General features: G+C 70.6%; 20 protein-coding genes and 1 tRNA gene. 5 read left to right on the forward strand and 16 right to left on the reverse strand.

Going from position 1 to position 20,175, the window contains the following annotated elements; translation table 11 throughout:
* Window positions 1–144 precede the first annotated feature (144 nt).
* Both ABEA10_RS03695 and ABEA10_RS03700 read left to right on the forward strand, forming a co-directional pair.
* Window positions 145–1,128 (forward strand): LacI family DNA-binding transcriptional regulator, encoded by a 984-nt coding sequence (locus ABEA10_RS03695; RefSeq protein WP_345458063.1) that lies wholly within the window; start codon window positions 145–147, stop codon window positions 1,126–1,128.
* A gap of 12 nt (window positions 1,129–1,140) precedes the next feature.
* Window positions 1,141–3,444, forward strand: a complete 2,304-nt coding sequence (locus ABEA10_RS03700; RefSeq protein ID WP_345457398.1) for a beta-xylosidase/alpha-l-arabinosidase — start codon at window positions 1,141–1,143, stop codon at window positions 3,442–3,444.
* A gap of 3 nt (window positions 3,445–3,447) precedes the next feature.
* On the opposite strand, the gene ABEA10_RS03705 is transcribed toward ABEA10_RS03700, so the two are convergent.
* Window positions 3,448–3,861, reverse strand: coding sequence for an organic hydroperoxide resistance protein (locus ABEA10_RS03705; protein WP_345457401.1), 414 nt, complete (start codon window positions 3,859–3,861; stop codon window positions 3,448–3,450).
* A gap of 79 nt (window positions 3,862–3,940) precedes the next feature.
* Here ABEA10_RS03705 and ABEA10_RS03710 point away from each other — a divergent pair, with 79 nt between their 5' ends.
* Complete coding sequence (locus tag ABEA10_RS03710; RefSeq protein WP_345457404.1) at window positions 3,941–4,543, forward strand: TetR/AcrR family transcriptional regulator; 603 nt, start codon at window positions 3,941–3,943, stop codon at window positions 4,541–4,543.
* 16 nt (window positions 4,544–4,559) lie between these two features.
* Here the strand turns inward: ABEA10_RS03710 and ABEA10_RS03715 are convergent, their stop codons facing one another.
* From ABEA10_RS03715 to dcd, 7 genes are all read right to left on the reverse strand, one after another.
* Window positions 4,560–5,282 (reverse strand): YoaK family protein, encoded by a 723-nt coding sequence (locus tag ABEA10_RS03715; protein ID WP_345457407.1) that lies wholly within the window; start codon window positions 5,280–5,282, stop codon window positions 4,560–4,562.
* Window positions 5,282–7,045: an acyclic terpene utilization AtuA family protein gene (locus ABEA10_RS03720; RefSeq protein WP_345457410.1), complete on the reverse strand. Its 1,764-nt coding sequence runs from the start codon at window positions 7,043–7,045 to the stop codon at window positions 5,282–5,284. Before ABEA10_RS03720 ends, ABEA10_RS03715 begins: the two co-directional genes overlap by 1 nt.
* A gap of 118 nt (window positions 7,046–7,163) precedes the next feature.
* The gene (locus tag ABEA10_RS03725; RefSeq protein ID WP_345457413.1) at window positions 7,164–8,264 is read right to left on the reverse strand and encodes a GNAT family N-acetyltransferase; all 1,101 of its coding nucleotides are present in this window, start codon (window positions 8,262–8,264) and stop codon (window positions 7,164–7,166) included.
* A gap of 125 nt (window positions 8,265–8,389) precedes the next feature.
* On the reverse strand, window positions 8,390–9,070 hold the full coding sequence (locus ABEA10_RS03730) for a hypothetical protein (protein ID WP_345457415.1): 681 nt from the start codon (window positions 9,068–9,070) through the stop codon (window positions 8,390–8,392).
* A 268-nt stretch (window positions 9,071–9,338) separates the two neighbouring features.
* Window positions 9,339–11,096: an ABC transporter permease/substrate binding protein gene (locus ABEA10_RS03735; RefSeq protein ID WP_345457418.1), complete on the reverse strand. Its 1,758-nt coding sequence runs from the start codon at window positions 11,094–11,096 to the stop codon at window positions 9,339–9,341.
* On the reverse strand, window positions 11,089–12,333 hold the full coding sequence (locus ABEA10_RS03740) for a quaternary amine ABC transporter ATP-binding protein (protein ID WP_425550858.1): 1,245 nt from the start codon (window positions 12,331–12,333) through the stop codon (window positions 11,089–11,091). Before ABEA10_RS03740 ends, ABEA10_RS03735 begins: the two co-directional genes overlap by 8 nt.
* 284 nt (window positions 12,334–12,617) lie before the next feature.
* Window positions 12,618–13,193: a dCTP deaminase gene (gene dcd, locus ABEA10_RS03745; protein WP_345457424.1), complete on the reverse strand. Its 576-nt coding sequence runs from the start codon at window positions 13,191–13,193 to the stop codon at window positions 12,618–12,620.
* Between the two features lie 106 nt (window positions 13,194–13,299).
* Here dcd and ABEA10_RS03750 point away from each other — a divergent pair.
* Window positions 13,300–13,370 (forward strand) — tRNA-Gly (locus tag ABEA10_RS03750).
* Between the two features lie 93 nt (window positions 13,371–13,463).
* On the opposite strand, the gene ABEA10_RS03755 is transcribed toward ABEA10_RS03750, so the two are convergent.
* The 8 genes from ABEA10_RS03755 to ABEA10_RS03790 all read right to left on the reverse strand — a co-directional run bounded on the left by ABEA10_RS03755 (window position 13,464) and on the right by ABEA10_RS03790 (window position 19,640).
* Window positions 13,464–14,801, reverse strand: a complete 1,338-nt coding sequence (locus ABEA10_RS03755) for a tyrosine-type recombinase/integrase (protein WP_345457427.1) — start codon at window positions 14,799–14,801, stop codon at window positions 13,464–13,466.
* The gene (locus tag ABEA10_RS03760; protein ID WP_345457430.1) at window positions 14,801–15,016 is read right to left on the reverse strand and encodes an excisionase family DNA-binding protein; all 216 of its coding nucleotides are present in this window, start codon (window positions 15,014–15,016) and stop codon (window positions 14,801–14,803) included. The genes ABEA10_RS03755 and ABEA10_RS03760 overlap by 1 nt, the downstream gene beginning before the upstream one ends.
* On the reverse strand, window positions 15,013–16,401 hold the full coding sequence (locus ABEA10_RS03765; RefSeq protein ID WP_345457433.1) for a replication initiator: 1,389 nt from the start codon (window positions 16,399–16,401) through the stop codon (window positions 15,013–15,015). Before ABEA10_RS03765 ends, ABEA10_RS03760 begins: the two co-directional genes overlap by 4 nt.
* Before the next feature lie 197 nt (window positions 16,402–16,598).
* Window positions 16,599–16,931: a hypothetical protein gene (locus ABEA10_RS03770; RefSeq protein WP_345457436.1), complete on the reverse strand. Its 333-nt coding sequence runs from the start codon at window positions 16,929–16,931 to the stop codon at window positions 16,599–16,601.
* Window positions 16,932–16,945: 14 nt separating this feature from the next.
* A complete protein-coding gene (locus ABEA10_RS03775; protein ID WP_345457439.1) occupies window positions 16,946–17,638 on the reverse strand; it encodes a DUF2637 domain-containing protein in 693 nt (230 codons plus the stop codon).
* Complete coding sequence (locus ABEA10_RS03780; protein ID WP_345457442.1) at window positions 17,635–17,880, reverse strand: hypothetical protein; 246 nt, start codon at window positions 17,878–17,880, stop codon at window positions 17,635–17,637. The genes ABEA10_RS03775 and ABEA10_RS03780 overlap by 4 nt, the downstream gene beginning before the upstream one ends.
* A gap of 71 nt (window positions 17,881–17,951) precedes the next feature.
* Complete coding sequence (locus ABEA10_RS03785; protein WP_425550864.1) at window positions 17,952–19,271, reverse strand: FtsK/SpoIIIE domain-containing protein; 1,320 nt, start codon at window positions 19,269–19,271, stop codon at window positions 17,952–17,954.
* A 24-nt stretch (window positions 19,272–19,295) separates the two neighbouring features.
* Window positions 19,296–19,640, reverse strand: a complete 345-nt coding sequence (locus tag ABEA10_RS03790; protein ID WP_345457447.1) for an SCO3933 family regulatory protein — start codon at window positions 19,638–19,640, stop codon at window positions 19,296–19,298.
* 127 nt (window positions 19,641–19,767) lie between these two features.
* Between ABEA10_RS03790 and ABEA10_RS03795 the strand changes: the two genes are divergently transcribed.
* Window positions 19,768–20,151 carry a GntR family transcriptional regulator gene (locus ABEA10_RS03795; RefSeq protein WP_345457449.1) on the forward strand — a complete coding sequence of 128 codons (384 nt, stop codon included), beginning with the start codon at window positions 19,768–19,770 and terminating at the stop codon, window positions 20,149–20,151.
* Window positions 20,152–20,175 lie beyond the last annotated feature (24 nt).

The following is a 20,175-nucleotide window of genomic DNA, read 5'->3' on the forward strand; positions in this document are numbered from 1 at the left end:
TCGTGAACTGTCCTCGGTGAACCCGCTGGATACGATGGCCTGTGCCGGTTCGAAAGTTTGCGATAGCATTCGTGATCACTGGTCGGCAGAGCGAAGGAAGGTAGTGCCATCAGCGAGCAGCCCACACGACCCACGCTTGCCCTGATCGCGTCGGAGGCCGGCGTCTCCCAGGCCACCGTCTCCAAGGTGCTGAACGGCCGCACCGACGTGGCGCCCGCCACGCGTGAGCGGGTCGCGGACCTGCTGAGGACGCACAACTACCTCGCACCGGGCGGTCGCCGCGCGCGCCGTTCCGGCCTGGTCGACCTGGTCATCGGCGGCCTGGACAGCCCGTGGGCGGTGGAGATCCTGCGCGGCGTCGAGGCGGAGTGCACCGAGCGGGGCGCGGGCACCGTCGTCTCCCTCGTACGCGACGACGACGCACGCCCGCCCAGCTGGACCTCCATGACGACCATGCACGACAGCGACGGCGTGATCCTCGTGACCTCCCGCATGACGCCGCAGCAGCGCGAGCAGCTCGAACGCGCGGGCGTCGCCCTCGTCGTCATCGACCCGGTCGACCTGCCCGACACCGACGTGGCCAGTGTCGGCGCGACCAACTGGGCGGGCGGCCTGGCCGCGACCGAACACCTGCTGTCGCTCGGCCACCGGCGCATCGCGGCCATCGGCGGGCCGCGTACCATGCTCTGCACCCAGGCCCGCATCGACGGCTACCGGGCCGCGCTGGAGCGCGCCGACGTCGAGTTCGACCGCCGGCTCGTCCTGTACGGCGACTTCCGGCACGAGGGCGGGTTCCGCGCCTCGCGCGAGCTGCTCGCCCTGGACGACCGGCCGACGGCGATCTTCGCGGGCAGCGACCAGCAGGCCATGGGCGCGTACGAGGCCGCCCGGCAGGCCGGGCTGCGGATACCCGACGACCTCAGCGTCGTCGGCTTCGACGACCTTCCCCTGTGCCAGTGGCTGTCACCCCCGCTGACCACGGTCCGCCAGCCCCTGGAAGAGATGGGCCGGCTCGCGGCCCGCATGCTGTTCCAGCAGCTCGACGGCGAGGCCCTCGTGAGTCCTCGCATGGAGCTCGCCACCGATCTGCGGGTCCGGCTGTCCACCGCGCCGCCGCCCGCCGCCTAGGGAGGGCCGTCCATGGCCGAAACGCTCCGCACCCACGAGTCGTGGCGCGACCCCCGGCTTCCCGTGGCCGAACGGGTCGCCGACCTGCTCGACCGGATGACCATCGAGGAGAAGGCCGGGCAGCTCGCCGGCTACTGGGCCGAGTCCGCGCGCAAGGGCGAGGAGGTGGCGCCGATGCCCGACGACTTCGGCGAGCCGCCGCCGCTCGAGGAGATCCTCGAGCATGGGCTCGGCCAGCTCACCCGCGTCTTCGGCACGGCGCCGGTACGCCCGGCCGACGGCGCGGCCCGGCTGCGCGAGCTCCAGGCGCGGGTCGTGGCGGCGAACCGCTTCGGCATCCCCGCGATCGCGCACGAGGAGTGCCTGACCGGCTTCATGACCTGGACCGCGACCGTGTTCCCCTGCCCGCTCGCCTGGGGCGCGAGCTTCGACCCCGACCTGGTCGAGGAGATGGCGGGCGCCATCGGGGCGACGATGCGGCGCGCAGGCGTGCACCAGGGCCTGGCCCCGGTCCTCGACGTCACCCGCGACTACCGCTGGGGGCGTACGGAGGAGACCATCGGCGAGGACCCCTACCTCGTCGGCGTCGTCGGCACCGCCTACGTCCGCGGGCTCGAACGCTCGGGCCTGGTCGCGACGCTCAAGCACTTCGCCGGATACTCCGCCTCGCGCGGGGGCCGCAACATGGCCTCGGTGCCGATGGGCCCGCGGGAGTTCGCCGACGTCATCCTCGAACCCTTCGTGCTCGCGCTCCGCGAAGGCGGTGCCCGTTCGGTGATGAACTCCTACGCCGACGTCGACGGCGTTCCTGCGGCCGCCGACGAGCGCCTGCTCACCGGGCTGCTCCGCGAGGAGCTCGGCTTCACCGGCATCGTGGTGTCGGACTACTTCGCGATCTCGCACCTGGAGGACATGCACGGGGTCGCGGGCTCGCCCGGGGAGGCGGCGGCGCTCGCGCTGCGCGCCGGAATGGACATCGAGCTGCCCACCGTGCGCTGTTACGGCGCTCCGCTCGTCGAAGGAGTCCGGCGAGGGGTGGTGCCCGAGGAGCATCTCGACCGGGCCGTCGCCCGGGTGCTCGCGCTCAAGTGCGAGCTGGGGCTGCTGGACGGGCAGGCGGAGGAGGCCGAGGCGGTCGATCTGGACCCGCCCGAGCTGCGCGACCTCGCGCGCCGCGTCGCGCAGGAGTCGGTCGTGCTGCTGGCCAACGACGGCGTGCTCCCGCTGCGGGCGCGGCGGGTGGCCGTGGCCGGCCCGCTCGCCGACGACGCGCGGGCGATGATGGGCTGCTACACCTTTCCCAACCACATGGCCGCGCGATATCCGGAGCTGCCGATCGGCGTGGAGGTGCCCACGCTCGCCGAGGCGCTGCGGGCCGCGCTGCCCGGCACCGAGCTGACGACGGCCGGCGGCGGCGACGTCATGGTGACCGGCGACGGCGACATCGAGGCGGCGGTCGCGGCGGCGCGGGACGCCGACGTGTGCGTGCTCGCCCTCGGCGACCGGGCCGGGATCTTCGGCCACGGCACCTCCGGCGAGGGATGCGACGCCGAGACGCTCGCCCTGCCCGGCCGGCAGCGTGCGCTCGCGGAGGCGGTGCTGGCGACCGGCACTCCCACGGTCGTGGTCCTGCTGACCGGCCGGCCGTACGCTCTGGGCGGCATCGCCGAGCGGGCCGCCGCCGTGGTGCAGGCCTTCTTCCCCGGCGAGGAGGGCGCCACGGCGATCGCCGGAGTGCTGTCCGGCCGGGTCGAGCCGTCGGGCCGGCTGCCGGTGAGCGTGCCGCGCCACCCGGGCGGCCAGCCGGGCACCTACCTGCGACCCCGTACGGGCGCGTCGTCGCGGTGGAGCGCGGTGGACCCCGAGCCGCTGTTCGCGTTCGGGCACGGCCTGACGTGGACGAAGTTCGGCTACGAGGACCTGCGCGTGGACCCCTCCGCGCCGACGGACGGCACGGTCGAGGTGGCGGTGACCGTGCGCAACCTCGGCGACCGTTCGGGCACCGAGGTCGTGCAGCTGTACCTGTCCGACCCCGTGGCCTCCGTCGTACGGCCGGTGCGCCTGCTGGTGGGCTGGGCGCGGGTGCGGCTCGCGCCGGGAACGGCGGCCCGGGTGACCTTCTCGGTGCACGCCGACCGCACCGGGTTCACCGGCGCGGACCTGCGCCGGATCGTCGAGCCGGGGACGATCGAGGTGGCGGTCGGCTCGTCCTCGGAGGACCTGCCGCTGCGCGGGGAGTTCGTCCTCACCGGCGCCAAGCGTGTCCTCGACGCCGGGCGGGTGCTCACCGTGCCGGTGACGGTCACCCCCTGCTGACCATTACTCCCTGACCAGCTCGACCGGGATGTTGCCCCGGGTCGCGTTGGAGTACGGGCACACCTGGTGCGTGGCCTCGAGCAGCTCGCGTCCGGTCTCGTCATCCACGTGGTCCGGCAGCTCGACGCGCAGCGTGACGCTGAGGCTGAAGCCGCCCGAGCCGTTCGGGTGCAGGCCCACCTCGCCGGTCACGGAGGCGTCGGCCACGTCGATGTTCTTCTTGCTCGCCACGAGCCCCAGCGCGCTGGCGAAGCAGGCGGAGTAGCCGGCCGCGAAGAGCTGCTCGGGGTTCGTGCCTTCTCCGCTGCCGCCGAGCTCCTTCGGCATGGCGAGAGTGACGTCGAGCTTCTTGTCGGAGCTGACGGCGCGGCCGTCACGGCCCGACGCGGTGGCGGTCGCGGTGTAGAGGGCGCTCATGAGGATCTCCTGTCCAGACAGACCTGTCTGTCTCGTCGTGGGGCCGATGGTAGACAGATCTGTCTGGTAATGTCAACGCATGGCCACGACCGAGACGACGGAGCGCCGGCGCGCGGAGAGCCCGGCCCGGCGACGCGCGGAGAGCCCGGCCCGGCGGCGCATTCTCGACACCGCGGGCGCCCTCTTCTACGCCGAGGGCATCCACACGGTCGGCATCGACCGGGTCATCGCCGAGGCGGGCGTGGCGAAGGCGACCTTCTACCACCACTTCCCGTCAAAGGACGAGCTCGTCCGCGCCTACGTGCAAGAACAGAGCGACCGCGTACACGCGACGACCGTCGTGCGGGGCGACACGCCGCAGGAACGGATCCTGTCGGTCTTCGACGACCTCGGCGACTTCATCTGCGGTCCGGGCTTCCGCGGCTGCGCGTTCGTCAACGCCGCGGCGGAGTACCCCGACCCCGACCATCCCGTACGCCGCGTCGTCGCCGAGCACCGCGCGTGGTTCCACGGCATCCTCCGCGACCTGCTGACCGAGGCGGGCCGCTCGGAGGCGGACGCCGACCGCACCGCCACGATGCTCACCATGCTCCGCGACGGACTGGTCGTCGCCGGCGACCTCGACGACCCGGCCGCGACGCGCGCCCTCGCCCGCGAGGCCGTCACACGCCTCCTCGCCTGACCCGCGAGAGGCCGCGTCACTCCGCGTCGCGGTCGCGGCGGCCTCCGCGAAGCCGGTCGCGGACCACGCCGCGGTGCTCGTCGACCACGAACAGGCCGAGCGCGCCGAGCAGGACGCCCGCCGAGATCCAGATCGCGTGCCGGCCGAGCTCCAGGGTGAGCAGGCCGCCCGCGATCGCGCCGGCCATGAAGCTCACGATGACGGTCGCGAAGCTGCGCGACTTCCGCCGGGCCTCCGGGTCGCGGTCGGCGACCGCCTGGTACGCGGCCTGCGCCGCAGTGCGCAGGTTGCCGGTCACCATCGCCGTGTTGTACGGCCAGATGATCAGCGTACGGAAGGTCGCGACCTGCACCGACGCGGTGAAGGCGATCATCACGACGACCAGGCTGTGCGACACGCCGCCGGGCAGGGCGCCCACGACACCCAGCACGATGATCTCCAGGACGAGCGCGAACCGGGCCGGCCAGCGGAGCGCCGCGGCGACGCGTGGACGGCTCAGCGTCTCCGCGACCGCCACGCCGAGGATGAACGCCAGCAGCGGCGGCACGTGCCGCAGCGCCTCGGTCCAGTGCTGCCGCCCGGCGTCCACGCCGAGCAGCACCACGTTGCCCGTCTGGGCGTTGGCGAACACCCCGCCGAGGCCGATGAAGGAGTACGCGTCCTGGAACCCGCCGGCGAACGCGAGCAGCACGCCGAGCTGCAGCGACGCCATGGTCTCCCGGGAGGTCTCCTGATCCATCACTCCCGGTGATACCCGGAAAGCAGCCGCTCCGGGATCGGGACGTGACGGGCGCGGATCCACTCCCCGAGCGCCTTGGCCTGCTTGTCGAAACGGCGGGCCTCCGTGGCGCCGCCGTCGAGGAGCCCGCGGACGACGAAGTTCACCGCGCGCAGGTTGGGCAGCTCGTACCGGTCGACGGGCAGGCCGGCGGCCTCGGGCAGCAGCGCGCGCAGGCGGTCGGTGGTCATCGTGGCGCGCAGCCAGGGCCAGGCCTCCGGGTCGGTGACCCACAGGCCGACGTTGGCGTTGCCGCCCTTGTCGCCGGACCGGGCCCGTACGATGCGGCCGAGCGGCCCGTCCACGGTCACGCCCTCGTCGTACGGCTCCGGCTCCGGCTCCGGCGGGGCCGCGGTCTCCTGCGATGCCGTGACGGACGGAGGCGGCACCACCTCGCGGCGGCCGTCGGCGTGCACGACGGTGTGGTCGAGCAGGTCCTGCGGCACGAGCGCCGGCCAGTAGGTTCCGTACGCCGCGCCGGGGCCGGGCACGCCCATGCCGTAGATGCCCGGGTAGTTGGCCAGGGCTAGTTCGACGCACAGCGACGAGAAGGCGCGCCCGGCGCTGCCCTGCTCACCGTCGACCGCCACGTGCAGCAGGCTCGAACCCGCCATCTGGTCGGCCGGGTCCTCGGCGGGCGTGCCGATGCGGGTGAAACGCAGGTCGGCGATGCCCGGGTCGCCGTCGAGGCGGGCGCGGATCGCCTGCTCCACGAGCGCGGCCTTGGCGTCGACGTCGGTGCCGGTGAGCACGAACGTGGACTCGTTGCGCCAGCCGCCGAGCCCGGTGATGGCGACCTTGGTGGTGGGCGGGGGCGCCGACCCGCGTACGCCGCTGACGCGCACGCGGTCGGGTCCCTCCTGGTCGAGGCGGACCGAGTCGAGGTGCGCGACGACGTCCGGGTTGAGGTAGCCGGGCGCGCCGATCTCGTACAGCAGCTGCGCGGTGACGGTGTCGACGGTCACCGCGCCGCCGGTGCCCTCGTGCTTGGTGATCACGCTCGCGCCGTCGCGGTCGACCTCGGCGAGCGGGAAGCCGGGGTGGGTGAGATCGGCGATCTCCCGGAAGCCGGAGAAGTTGCCGCCGGTCGCCTGCGCGCCGCACTCGATCACATGCCCGGCGACCACCGCGCCGGCCAGCGCGTCGAGGTCGGCCGGGGTCCAGCGCCACCACCAGGCGGCGGCGCCGGAGACCAGCGAGGCGTCGGCGACCCGGCCGGTGATGACGATGTCGGCGCCGGCGGCGAGCGCGGCCTGGATGCCGAAGCCGCCGAGGTAGGCGTTGGCGGTGAGGGGGTCGCGGGTGAACGGTTCGCCGGTGTCGAGATGCGCCAGGTCGTGGCCGTCGGCCAGCAGGGCGGGGACCCGCGCGGCGAGGTCGTCGCCCTCCACGTGCGCGACCGCGAGGTCCACCCCCGCCTCGGCCAGCAGCGTACGGGTGGCGTCGGCGCAGCCGGCCGGGTCGAGGCCGCCGGCGTTCACGACCACCTTGATGCGGCGTTCGGCGATCCGGGTCACGACCGGAGCGAGCTGGCGCAGGAAGGTGCTCGCGTAGCCGCCGCCCGGTCTCTTCTGCCGGTTCTTGGCCAGCACGAGCATGGTGACCTCGGCCAGGTAGTCGCCGGTGATGACGTCCACCGGACCGCCCTCCACCATCTCGGCGAGCGCGGACATCCGGTCGCCGTAGAAACCCGAGCAGTTGGCGATGCGTACCGGCCGGTCCATGGATGAGGCTCCTTCTCCGTCGTCCGTCCGCTGGGGCTAGGTCGAGGCGATGCACCTTCCCGCGTGCCTCTGACCCCGTCTCTCGCCTGGACGTCCCCGGCCGGGGGTGTCCGGGCGGTCACCGGACCCAGCCGCGGCGCTGCCCCTCGTCGATGAGCTGGCGGGCGGTCTTCCACAGTGCCGCGGAGCCGTCGCCGATCACGGCCTTGCGCGCGCGTACCTCGTCGGCCGTGACGTCGAAGGTCTGCCAGGTGCCGCCGCGCGCCATCCAGTTGAGCAGAATCGGCTGGAAACGGTCCATCGCCTTGGCGAACCGCGCCTCGGGCGTGCGGCGGTCCTCGAACTCGTCCCACAGGGCGCGCAGGTGGCCGGCCTGGTCGTCGGGAAGCAGCGCGAACAGCTTCTCCGCGGCGGCCACCTCGCGTTCGCGCTGGTCCACGCCTGCGGCGGTGTCGTACAGCGGCGTGTCGCCGGCGTAGATCTCCACGAGGTCGTGGACGAGGACGAGCCGGAGGGTGTGGCCGACGTCGATGGGCTCGTCGGAGTACTCGGCCAGGAGCAGCACCATCATGGCCAGGTGCCAGGAGTGTTCGGCGTCGTTCTCGCGGCGCGGCGCGGCGGCGAGCGGCGACTGCCGGACGATCGCCTTGAGCCGGTCGATCTCGATGACGAAGGTGAGCTGCTCGGCCATCCGCGCGTCCAGGCCGTCCGGCAGCGGGGACCGGTCGGCCAGCAGCCCCCGCCCGACCTCCCGTACGAGCCTGCGCTCCATGACGGACGTGTCGGAGGGCAGCGGCTGCCGCTCGCCGGACGGGTGGAACCCGCATCGTTCGTACAGGGCACGAGCCGCCGCGTTGGGCTCGGCCACCCAGAGGGCCAGCTCACGCAGGCCCTGGTCACGTGCCCAGTCGGCGACCGTCTCGATGAGGTACCGGCCGACACCACGGCCGCGTGCCTCGGGGGCGACCCACATGCCGACGATGTGGGCGACACCGCCGTCCTCGACCAGCGCGGAGGTCATGCCCAGGGTCGCACCGTCCTCGACGGCGAGGAGGTTGACGCTCCGGTCGCCGATCAGGCGGGCGGTCCAGACCTCGGGAGAGAAGGCCTTCTCATCCTCGTACGTCGAGGCGAACGCCTCCGGCGCGTCGGCCAGGGCCCGCAGCCGTATCTCCCGGAACCGATCCTCGTCTCCCGCACCGAGCCACGTGATCTCCATGCCTGGGACTGTACGTCACGGCCGAACCGCGACGAGCCCGCCGGTCCGGGCGAACATCGCCACGGACGTGCGCTTTTCATCCGGCGCGGGCCGCGGTCGAACGCCGCGGGCGCGGCCTCGCGGCTTCACTCGGACCAGCGCCGGGTTCGGTAGGGGCGGTAGCGCGCGAAGCCCAGGAAGCGTACGCCGGGGGTCTCGTCGACGACCTTCACCGCCTGCCCGGCGGACGCCGAGGACCGGGCGCGTTCGGGGCGGCGGTCGACCGAGTCCTGGTGGGCGGCGGCGTCGACCCATTCGGCGTAGTTCAGGATGCGCGATCCGTCGACGGCGACGTGGAAGTGCGCCGAGAGCATGCCGGGCGGCGCGGCGGCGTCGGCTGCGACGAGCGCGTCGATCCAGGCCGTCGCCCGGTCGAGGCTCTCGGTCTCGAAGGTGACCGTCACGACGCATCCGGCGGCGTGCGGGGGAACGTCCGGAACGACGCTGCGGTAACGCCGGTAGGGCACGACCCGCCGGTGCTCGACGCCGCCGACGGCGTCGTCGACCGCCGCGACCCACCGCGGGCGGTCCGTCGAGACGAACGCGCGGGCCGCGTCCTCGCCGGACCACTGAACGTAGTGGAGCAGCGTCCGGTCGTCCTCGCCGAGCAGGCAGCCGTACGACAGCAGCCCCTCCGGAGCGGGTACGGCCTCCCACGCGCCGAGGGCGGCGTCGGCGGCGGCACGCTGGTGTTCGGCGCCGGTGGTACCCCACTCGCCGACGAGCACGAGTCTCGCGTCGGGATCGGTGACATGCGGCAGAGTCATGCGAATCCGTCCTCGTGCGAAACGGCCCGGAAATGACTGACGGCGCCATCGCGGGGGGAGCGGGGAGTGCGATGGCGCCGTCAACGTCCTAGCCAATCCGTGTGACGAAGGTCACAACGACTCTCGTCAACCGAATCGACCAGTAACGCGTCGAGGCCGACGTTACCGCCTTTGGCGGGGAGTTATCCACCCCTCGTACCGAGAATTACCGTCTGCGCTACCTGACGGCCACTCAGTGCGACCGATTGCGGCTTGTCGGAAGTGCCCGTCAGCCGGTCAGCTTCTTCACCACCGCCGGATTCTGCTTCTCCCACTCGGCGACGCCCCGCGCCTCGTTGCCCTTGTACTTGTTCACCACGAGGTCCTCCAGCGGGAACAGCTGCGCGTCCGCCATCGTGAACTTCTTCAGCCAGCCGTTCACCTCCGGGAAGTCCTTCGCGAACCCCTTGCGTCCCAGCGTGTGAACCTGTTCCGCCGAACCGAAGGCCTTCTGCGGGTCGGCGAGCGGCTTGATCGGGAACTTGGTGTACGCCCAGTGCGGCTTCCACAGCGTCACGACGATCGGCTGGTGGCCCTGGATCGAGCGGTTCAGCTCGGCGAGCATCGCCGCCGTGCTGCTCGCGACCAGCTTGTAGTCGCCCAGGCCGTACGCCGGCATCACCTTTTTGTCGACGGTCTTCATCTCACCGGCGCCCGGCTCGATGCCGACGATGCGGCCCTTGTAGCGCGAACTCTGCCCCTTGAGGTCGGCGATGGAATTGGCCGGGTCGTCCTTGGGCACGGCGAGTTGCAGGCTGGCGTTGTCGTACCAGATGCCGATGTCCTCGATCTGGCCCTTGTACTTGTTGTAGTAGTCGGCGTGGGTGGTCGGCAGCCACGCGTCGAAGAACAGGTCGATGTCGCCCTGACCGAGGCCGGCGAACAGCGGGCCGGCGTCGACCTGCCGCAGGGTGACCTTGTACCCGTGCTTCTCCAGCTCGGTCTTCCACAGCTGGGTGACGGCGATGTCCTCGTCCCACGGGATGTAGCCGATGGTGATCGGCTTGCCGTTGCTTCCGCCGCCCGAGCCCACGATGCCCAGCGTGGTGGCGAGCAGCGCGAACACGACGATGCCCGACAGGCCCAGCGCCGGACGCGGGCGGTACCGCAGCACCGCCACGGCGCCGCCGCGTGCGGCGCGGTCGGCCGCGCGCCGTGCGGCCGGAGCCAGCCTCGCGCCGAGCGCACCCGTCATCCGGTCGAGGATGATGGCCAGGACGACGACGGCCAGACCGGACTCCGCGCCGGCCGCCAGGTTGTACTGGGTGATCGCGCCGAAGACGTTCGCTCCCAGACCCTCGGCGCCGACCATGCCCGCGACGACGACCATCGACAGCGACAGCATGATGGCCTGGTTGACGCCGGTCATGATCGTCGGCAGCGCCAGCGGAAGCTGCACGCGCGTGAGCACGCGTCCCGGCGGCGTGCCGAACGCCTCGGCGGCCTCGACCGTCTCCCGGTCGACCTGCTTGATGCCGAGCTCGGTCAGGCGTACGCCGGGCGGGATCGCGAAGACCATCGTGGCGATGACGCCCGGCACCTCCCCGAGTCCGAAGAAGGAGATCGCCGGGATCAGGTAGACGAACGCCGGCATCGTCTGCATGAAGTCCAGCACGGGCCGGGCCACGGCACTGAACGTCGGGGCGCGGGCGCTCAGGATGCCCAGCGGGATCCCGATCACCAGCGCCGCGACGCTGGAGACGAGCACGAGGGAGAGCGTCTCCATCGCGGCGGTCCACTGCCCGAGCGCGTCGATCAGCACGAACCCGCCGAAGGTCAGCACACCCGCGGCCAGCCCGCGCAGCCACCAGCACGCCATCGCGACGAGGGCGGCGAGCGCCAGCGACGGCGGCGCGCCCAGAAGGTGGTTCAGGCCGTGCACCACACCGTCGACGACGTCGCTGATCGCGGTGAAGACCGGTTTGCAGTGCTTGGTGAGAAAGTTGACGACATCGGTGACCCAGTCACCGAGATGGAGCCTAAACACCGGCTGCGACCTCCTCGCTCTGCCCGTTGCCGTTGCCGTTGCCGTTGCCGTTGCCGTTGCCGTTCAGGTTGCCGAGCGCGGCGAGCAGGGTGACCCGGGGAATGACGCCGAGCAGCTTGCCGTCCCCATCGGCGACCGGCACCGGGAACGGGCTCTCGGCGCATCGGGTGAACAGGTCGGCGACGGCCGTGTCCGGATCGACGGGCTGAACGTCCTCGTCGACCAGGCCCTCCAGGTCGGTCCGCCCCTCGCGTACGGCCTTGGCGGCGGGCTCGGCGTGGACGGCGCCGACCAGCCGGCGTTCACGGCTGAGGACGAACGCCGCGGACGACTGGGTCTCACGCATGACGCGTACGGCCGCGCGGGGCCCGCCGTTCGCGTCGACCACGGCGACCGGGTTCTCCATGACCGAGCGGGCGGTGAGGACCCGCGTACGGTCGACGTCCGCCACGAACTGGGCGACGTAGTCGTTGGCGGGGTCGGTGAGGATCTCCTCGGCGGTGCCGATCTGCATGACCCGCCCGTCGCGCAGCATCGCGATCCGGTCGCCGAGCCGCATGGCCTCGTTCAGGTCGTGCGTGATGAACACGATCGTCTTGTTGAGCCGCCCCTGCAGGTCGAGCAGCAGGTCCTGCATCTCACGGCGGATCAGCGGGTCGAGGGCGCTGAACGCCTCGTCCATCAGAAGGATGTCGGTCTCGGCGGCCAGCGCGCGGGCGAGCCCCACCCGCTGCTGCATGCCGCCCGACAGCTGGTCGGGGTAGCGGTCCTCCCAGCCGTCCAGCCCGACGGTGTCCAGGAACTCCTTGGCCTTGGCCAGCCTCTCCTGACGTGGAACGTTCCGTACTTCCAGCCCGTACGCGGCGTTCTCCAGCACCGTACGGTGCGGAAACAGCGCGAAGTGCTGGAAGACCATGCTGATCTTCTGCTGGCGGAGCTCACGGAGCTCCTTGCCGCTCATCTGGGCGACGTCGGCGCCGTCGACCTCGATGCTGCCGGCACTCGGTTCGAGGATGCCGTTGAGCATCCGGATCAGCGTCGACTTGCCCGAGCCCGACAGGCCCATGACAACGAAGATCTCACCGTCCCCCACCTCGAAGGAGACGTCGGCCACCGCCACGGTCGCGCCCAGCCGGCGTACCTCCGCCGGCTCGGCACCTTGACTGATCTTGCGCAGGGCTTCGGCGGATTTCCGGCCGAAGACCTTGGAGACCCCTCGTACGCGCAGTCTGGACACATCGTCCTTCCGGTCCGGCCGCATCGCCCCGGGCAGGACAGGCGCGGTCGAGCCGAGCCGGGCCGCGCCCGGGGGCCGCGCGGCAAGTGGCGCGAGCCGCCGGCTCCGCTGCGCACCGATGGCTCGCCTGTACTACCCGGGACGCTCGGTGTGACGCACGCCATACGCGACTTCGCAAACCGAACTCTCGGGCCAGACGTCTGGCGAGGTTACCGAGAGGTTAATTGCTCTGTACAATTATTGAGCGGTGAGTGGCCATACGACCACGGTGCGCGTTTGTTCTGTCAGACCTGGGTGCGGTGGAAGTTGAGGTAGGACCGCGAGGGCGTCGGCCCCCGCTGGTCCTGGTAGCGCGACCCGTGCACCGCGGACCCGTACGGATGCTCGACGGGCGAACTCGTGCGGAACAGGCACATCTGCCCGATCTTCATCCCGGGCCAGAGCTTGATCGGCAGCGTGGCGACGTTGGAGAGTTCGAGCGTGACGTGCCCGGAGAACCCGGGGTCGATCCAGCCGGCCGTGGAGTGCGTGAGCAGCCCGAGCCGCCCGAGGGACGACTTGCCCTCGAGCCTCGCCGCGAGGTCGTCGGGCAGCCCGAACACCTCGTACGTGGAGGCCAGCACGAACTCCCCGGGATGCAGGATGAACGGCTGATCGGACGCCACCTCGATGAGCCGGGTGAGATCGGGCTGCTCGACGGCGGGATCGATGTGGGGATACCTGTGGTTCTCAAAAACCCGAAAGTACCGATCCAGCCGCACGTCGACACTCGACGGCTGGACCATCGCGGGGTCGTACGGATCGATCTTCATACGCCCGGACTCGATCTCGGTCTTGAGATCCCGATCGGAGAGCAGCACAGGCTGAAACTACCGGTTACCGCGCTACGACGCGTACGAGGCCGGGATGATGGGAACCACCGGGTCGCAGGTTCCGGTAGCATGTGCGAACGGTCTCCGGACCACTGCGGGTGTAGTTCAATGGCAGAACTCCAGCTTCCCAAGCTGGTAGTGCGGGTTCGATTCCCGTCACCCGCTCGCATGAGGAAGGCCCAGGTCAGAGAGTTTTCCCGACCTGGGCCTTGATCGTTTCTAGGCACCGTGGTGCGCCGTCGTGCAACTAGCGTGCAACTACGCCACCGGCACCAGCGCTCCCGCCGGCCCGTCATCGCCGTCGTCTCGCTGTGCTTTGAGAAGTACGTCGAGGCCCTGGGCGATCACTTGGTCCGCCTTGTTGGTCGCGTGCTGGTAGATGAGCGCGGCCCGTTCGCTGTCCTGGCCCATCCTCCGCATCAGGTCCTTGGTCGTCGCACCGGTCGCGGCGGCCAGCATGTTGCCCGTGTGCCGCAGGTCGTGAAAGTGCAGGCCGGGCACTCCCAGCACGGCCACCAGGTGGACCCACCGGGTGGCCTTGTTGAAGTTGCTCCGGCGCAGCGGCCCGCCCTTGAGGCCGCGGAAGACCAGGGCATCCGGCCTGTTCTCGGTGTACTTGTCCAGGTGCGCCCGTAGGTCGGGGATGAGCGAGCGCGGGATGTTCACCGTACGGACGCCCGCGCGGGACTTCGGTGGGCCGAGGACCATGGTCCCGTTGCTCTGCTCCGTGTAGGCGAACCGGACCCGGACGGTGGCGTTGTCGAGGTCGAGGTCCTGGCGGTGGAGCGCGGTGACCTCACCCCACCGCAGACTCGCGAACGCGGCGAGCAGGACGAGCGCGCGATACCGGTCGTCACGGGTGTGGTCGGCCCTCCCGTCGTTCATGAGCTGAAAGAGGGTCCGCTCCGCCTGCGCGCGAGTGCCGAACGGCCGCGAGAAGGCCCGCATCAGCCCGTCCTTCTCCCTGTAGCGGAGGCGATAGCCATCGTCCTTCTTATGGACGTTCCCTACTGGCCGACGGCCGACCAGGTCGGCCAGAGCGATGACCTGCGCGACGTTCAGGACGGGACGCTCCGGCGCCTTTTCGGTGCCCGCGCCTTTGATTCGACAGGGATTGCGCGGCAGGATGCCGTCTTCTTCCACCGCTGTCATGAGGATGGCGCGCAGCAGGCGGTACGCCTTCGCCGCCGTGGACTCCGAGACCCCAGCGGCGATAAGGCCGGCCCGCCACTCGCGGACGGCCGACGTCGACAGCTTGGCGAGAGAGATAGCGCCGAGACCAGGCTTAATGTGCTTTTCGAAGAGCCAGGCGTACAACTCGCGGGTCCGGATTCGCAGGTTGGGACGCTGGGCAATCCAGGTCTCGCCGTAGTCGGCGAGCTTGATCTTGCCGCGGTCCGGGTCGGTCCAGTCGCCTCGGGCAAGCTGCACTTCGGTCATGTTCAGGAACCGGTCGGCCTCGGACTTACGGGCGAATGTCTCGGGCGCGTACTTTCGCTGGCCGTCCGGGCCGAGGTAACTCGCCTGATACCGGCCCGAGGGGAGTTGCCGGATCAGACCGAACCGACGGCGTCCGTCCTTGCTTCCACGTGCCATTACGCGGCCTTCCAGATGTCGGATGCGGTCATGGGCTCGACGGGTTCGAGGAACTCGGTGATCGCGGACAGCGGGATGCGCACGAAGCGCCCCACACGCACGAAGCGGATGCGGCGTTCGGCGATGAGTCGGCGCGGGAAACGCTCCGACGTGCCGAGGAGCTTCGCCGCCTGCTTGACGTCGAGAAGCGGGTCTTCATCTAGACGGCTGCTCATGCCGCGTGCCCTTCTGGCTGGCCGGTGGTGGGTAGTCGGGTGGCGGTGATGGCTGCGGCGAGGAGTGCTTCCCCGGTGGTCAGGCCCTGGCCGACATAGGCCCAGTGGGAGGTGACGAGAACGGTGTCGTCTTCGAAGGGCAGGCGTCCGGTGGTGACGGGGTGTTCGGTGCGTTGGTACTCGGCGCGAGCCGCGCGGAGTGTGGCGAGCGTGGTGGAGTACGCCCGGCTCTTGGTGGAGAAGTGGCCGCGGAAGCCGAGCATGTGAGCCCAGGCGGTCAGCCGCAGTCCCTCCAGTTCGGGTAGCGCGCCTAGACGTAGGCATTCGGCGATGAGGCGTCGAGCATGAGGTCTGATGTCGAGCTGATCGAGGTCGTCGGTGGGCCGTAGGCGACGGTCGAGGGTGCCGACGCATTCGGCGGCTTTGGTGGCGTACTTGGCGACGTAGCCGGCGACGGCTTGTTCGGTGAGGTCGCCGCTGGCGGTGATAGGTCGGATGTCCAGCTCAGTGCCCCAGGCGAGCGTGATCGAGGGTTGTTCGGCGGCATCGGGTGTTGCCACGGTGATGTGGCGTGCCGCCTCGGTGATGGCCGAGGCGAGGTGGTCGAGGGTGGCCCAGCCGGGCGGTTGTGTCGTGGGTCCGTTCGGGCCGTCGAGGCGGATGATGGCGTGGAAGTGGACGACGCCGCGTCGCTGGTATTCGGCGACTTTGGCGAAGGAGACTTTCAGCACCTGGCCGAGTTCCTTGACGCTGAGGCCGCAGTTGCGGGCAAGGACGCGGCGGAGACGGATGGTGAACCGCCGCCACAACTCCGGTGCGAGGGCGTTGAACAGCACGGAGCCGGTGTGGTCGTAGCAGTCCGGGCAGATCGGCTCGCCGAGCTGCGGATCGTCGGCGCTGTGCCGTTCGTTGCAGGCAACCGATCGACCATGTGGGCAGGTGCCACCCTTCCGCCGTGGGCGGCAGCGCAGAACTTGGCCGCTTTTCATGCACAGGCTGTGGACAGCCCCGAAGGATGGTGCCGTCAGGGTGAGGAAGACGGCCGGGTGTTCGGCGACCTCTGTGGGGACGCCTTTGCCGCCGATCAGGCCCGCGCGGATGAGCTGGTAGGTGTTGGCCCGGTAGGTCTCCGCACAGGACGGGCAGCGTGACGCGCGCCGGGTCTTGCAGGCGACACGCAAGACGCCGCCGGGTTCGTTGGCGGTGGTGTAGCGGTGGAGCAGGGTTCCGTTGAGCGGGTCGCGGTATTCGACTTTGCCGCGCAGGTGCACGGGTTGGGCGCATCCTCCGGTGCGGCGGACCTGGGCGGCCCAGCGGTCATAGTGCGGGTCGTTGTAGCGGGCGACCATTCCGTTGATGGCGTGTCGGGTCAGCGGGTTCGGCAAGATGGGCGAGTCCTCTCGCAGTGGTGATGCGTATGGGATGGCCCCCGACGTGGCGGACGGCTTGGCGGTTGTACGACCACGCCGGGGGCACTTAGCGGGTCAGCAGAACCCGAGGCCCTCGCAGTGGCCGCAGGTTTCGCCGTAGCTGTCGAGGCCGGTGCCGCCGCAGGTGCAGCACTGGTAGTGCTCGGGTTCCATCAGGCCGCCTCGGTGTCCGGGACGACCGATTCGGCGTAGGACTGGCCGGCCCGGTGCACCGCCATGACGGCGGCCGGGATGGCGAGGCAGCGGTACTCGACCGGGCCGAAGGTGCGGATGGCCTTGTAGTGGCCGCCCCGGGCGGTGTCGTCGCGGACGGCGACGCCGAGCAGTGCGGCGACCCGATCGACCTCGGCGGAGGCGACCTCATCGGTGCCGCGTGCGTGCACCAGGACCTCGATGCTGAACTCCGGAACCGGGACGGCGGGGTTGGTGTCGAGGTAGTCGGCGAGGGCCTGCAGGCCGACGATGAACTCGGTGCGGTGCGTCATGGACGGTGTTCCTTTCAGGCGGTGCGGATCTGGCGGAGTAGGTCGGAGGCGAGTTGGTTGGACACCCCGAGCCGGGCGCGGAGTGCGTCGCGGGTGATGGGGCGTCCGTGGCGGGTCTGGTGTTCGTCGGCGACCCGGCGGGCGTAGGCGACCAGCGAGTCGGCCGGAGCCGCGGAGGACGACGGCTGGTCGGGTACGGGGACGAGTTCGCCCGGACGCGGCATCTCCGGCTCGGGCTCGTCCTGCTGTTCGTCCTGGGGTTTGCCGAAGGACGGCGGGATGGGGGACGTCAGGACGACCGGGGACGGTGCGGGACGGCGGCCGGTCGAGCGGCGTTCGAGCATTGAGACCGCCACCAGGAACGCCCCGGCGGGTGTCGCTGCTGTCAGCCAGCCCCACACGGTCGGTTCGGCTTGGGCGAGGTTGGCCGCCAGCGACAGCAGCACCCCGCCCGTCAGGACGAGCGCAGGCCAGGACACCCGCCGGGTGGTGCGGCCGGTGCGTTTGTCGCGTTGGCGTTCGCGGGCGGCCATGACGCAGGTCAGGTCGATGCACACGGCGATGGCCCAGGCCATGGGGCCGTGCTGGCCGTGTTCGTTGGCGGTGTCGCGGATGTGGGTGAACGAGCCTGCTCCGGCGATGCCGGCCAGGACGGCGACCGGCCCGGAGTCGACCGTCACCGCGGCGGCTTTTCGGCGGGTGCTCACGCGGCCACCTGGTCCAGGACGACCGCCAGGAGCGCGGCCAGTTCGGGGTCGCAGTGGTGCGTCTCGGCCCAGGTGTCCGCGTCGGCGAGGTGGTGCAGGGTCGCGGACTCGCAGCAGCGCGCGCACGCGGTGACGTACAGGCCGCGTCCTTCGTCCCACTCGACACTCACCAGGACGAGGCCAGGACGAGCAGCAGGACGGCGGGGACGGCGGACGGGACGGAGCGGAATCACGTTGGTCATGGCGATCACCTCGGTTTCAGGCATGGCTCGGCTAAGGACTTGGCGCAGGGCGCCGGTGGAACGGGTGAGGGTTATGCGGCCTTGAGCGGCACGGTGTCGACGGCGACGAGGTCCGCCCACGCGGGTGTGAGTGCGGCGTGCTGGCGGGCGGCGGCTTCGGCTTCTTCTTCGCTCACGTAGACCGAGCGGGCGCGGTGCCAGGTGCCGTCTTGTCCGGCGATGATGGCGACGCCGGGTGTCTCGGCGGCGATGGCGCGTGCCGCGTCGAGGGCGTCGGGGTCCATGTCGCCGAGGGTCATGTTGGCGGTCTCGGGGTCGTTGACGCGGTGGCAGATCCTCCCGGACAACTGCGAGCGCAGCGCGGTCACGCCGGGACCGAGGTCGGAGCCGATGCGTTGGCCGCAGACGATCAGGTAGACGGCGAAGGCCCGGCCGAGTTGCGCCACCCGCAGGAGCGCGGTCGCGGTCTTGGCGATCTCGTCCTTCTCGCTCTTGTCGGCCATCAGGAACAGTTCGGCGACCTCGTCCACCAGGACCACGATCGGCACCGGCCGCACCTGCTCTAGGAGCCTCCACACATTGCGTGCGCCCGCCTCACGGCAGATCCGCATCCGGTCGGTCAGCACGCCCACCAGGTCATCGAGCAGCCGCACGCACTCGGTGCGGGTGGTGGCCAGCGCGGACAGGCGTGGGGCGTACGGGGTGAACTCCACTCCTCCCTTGAGGTCGAAGCCGACGATCGCGACTGGTTGGGGCGCCAGACCCTTGATGATGGCGTTGGCCAGGTTGGACTTCCCGGACTGCGTCGCGCCCGCGTTCAGCCAGTGCGGCACCGTACGGAAGTCGATGACCCAGTCGCGGCCGTTCTCCAGCCGGCCCGGCCGCACCGTCAACAACTCTCCCGTCTCGGGCGAGACATCCACGCCGATCAGTGGATCGCTCATGGTCGCCAGGAGCGTGACAGAGCCGGGCGCGGAGTCGACCACGCGGACCGCGTACACGCGCCATGCATGCGCGAGCCGGTCGCAGACCTTCACGTAGTCCTCCGGGATCTGCCCATCATGCAGACGAACTCGCACGCGCCAGCCCAGGCCGGTCGGCCGCAGCAGCCCGAGCCGGGGTGCGCGTTCGATGTCGACCCGCCGGACGCGCCGCCGTTCGTGGATGACGGCCGAGGCCGTACGCAGGCCGGGGACGGCTTCCAGCGACAGCCGCCAGGCGCGGCGCTTGCGGGTGAGCGTGCAGCCGTAGGCGACACGCCGCCAGGTCAGATAGACCCGCGCGGCCTTGAGCGGGAAGCCGACCGCGTACCAGAAGGAGCGCGGGAGCCAGTGGCGCCAGGCCCAGGCCCCGGCCGCCGCAGCGACCGAGAACCCGAGCGTGGCGTACATCGCGTTGGTCACCGTCACCCCGGCTCAGGCAGCTGCCGGGATGGCGACGGGGGCGAAGGTGGCGGCTCGGTAGGAGATGCCCCAGCGGGTCTCGCCGCCGCGGGTCTGCTGCCAGGCGAAGCCGACCAGCCCGGACGGTTCGACGACCTGGCCCACGGAGAGACCGGGGTCGCCGGAGACGTTGACGTTGATCAGCTCGACCCGCCCCGAGTCGTTTTCGGAGACGGACAGGCCGACCTGGAAGACGGTCTGGCCCTGCTTGTCGACCTTGACCTCGCCGGTGTCCTTGTCGAGCAGTCGGGGGCGGGGTGCGGAGACGCAGACGAAGGTGAGCTTGGTGGTGTCGATCGGGATCAGGATGTTGCGCATGTGCTGTCCTCCAGTGGATTATGCGTTCTAGTTACCTAGGATAGCTAGATAGGTGAGCCAGTCAAGCGGTTGGCCGAATCTTTCCTATGCACCTAGAGACCTAGACGGACGGCGTACACTGTCTGACATGGGAAATCCCCGGCCCGTAGACCGCCGCAAGCAGTACGTCCGCATCGCCGACGACATCCGTCGCGACATCGCGTCCGGGCGGTACGCGGTAGGAGACCCGCTGCCTTCCGTCGCAGAGCTGGCGACACGGTTCGGCGTGGCGAAGATGACGATCAGCAACGCCATCGCCGCCCTGCGGGACGAAGGACTCATCCAGACCCGGCAGGGGAGTCCGAGCATCGTCCTGGCCACCCCGGAGGAGGCCGGCGAAGAGGCGCAGGGGCCGAGCGAGGAGTTCCAAATCATCTCCGCCCAACTCCAGGAGATGAGAGCCGCCATCAAGAACATGAGCACCCGCCTGAACGACTTGGACGAGCGCACGAGGCACCTCGGCGACGCCTGAGCCGGAGCGACGACAAGAAAGAGG

Origin of the sequence: Actinoallomurus oryzae (assembly GCF_039541955.1) — a bacterium.
Lineage (GTDB): Bacteria > Actinomycetota > Actinomycetes > Streptosporangiales > Streptosporangiaceae > Actinoallomurus > Actinoallomurus oryzae.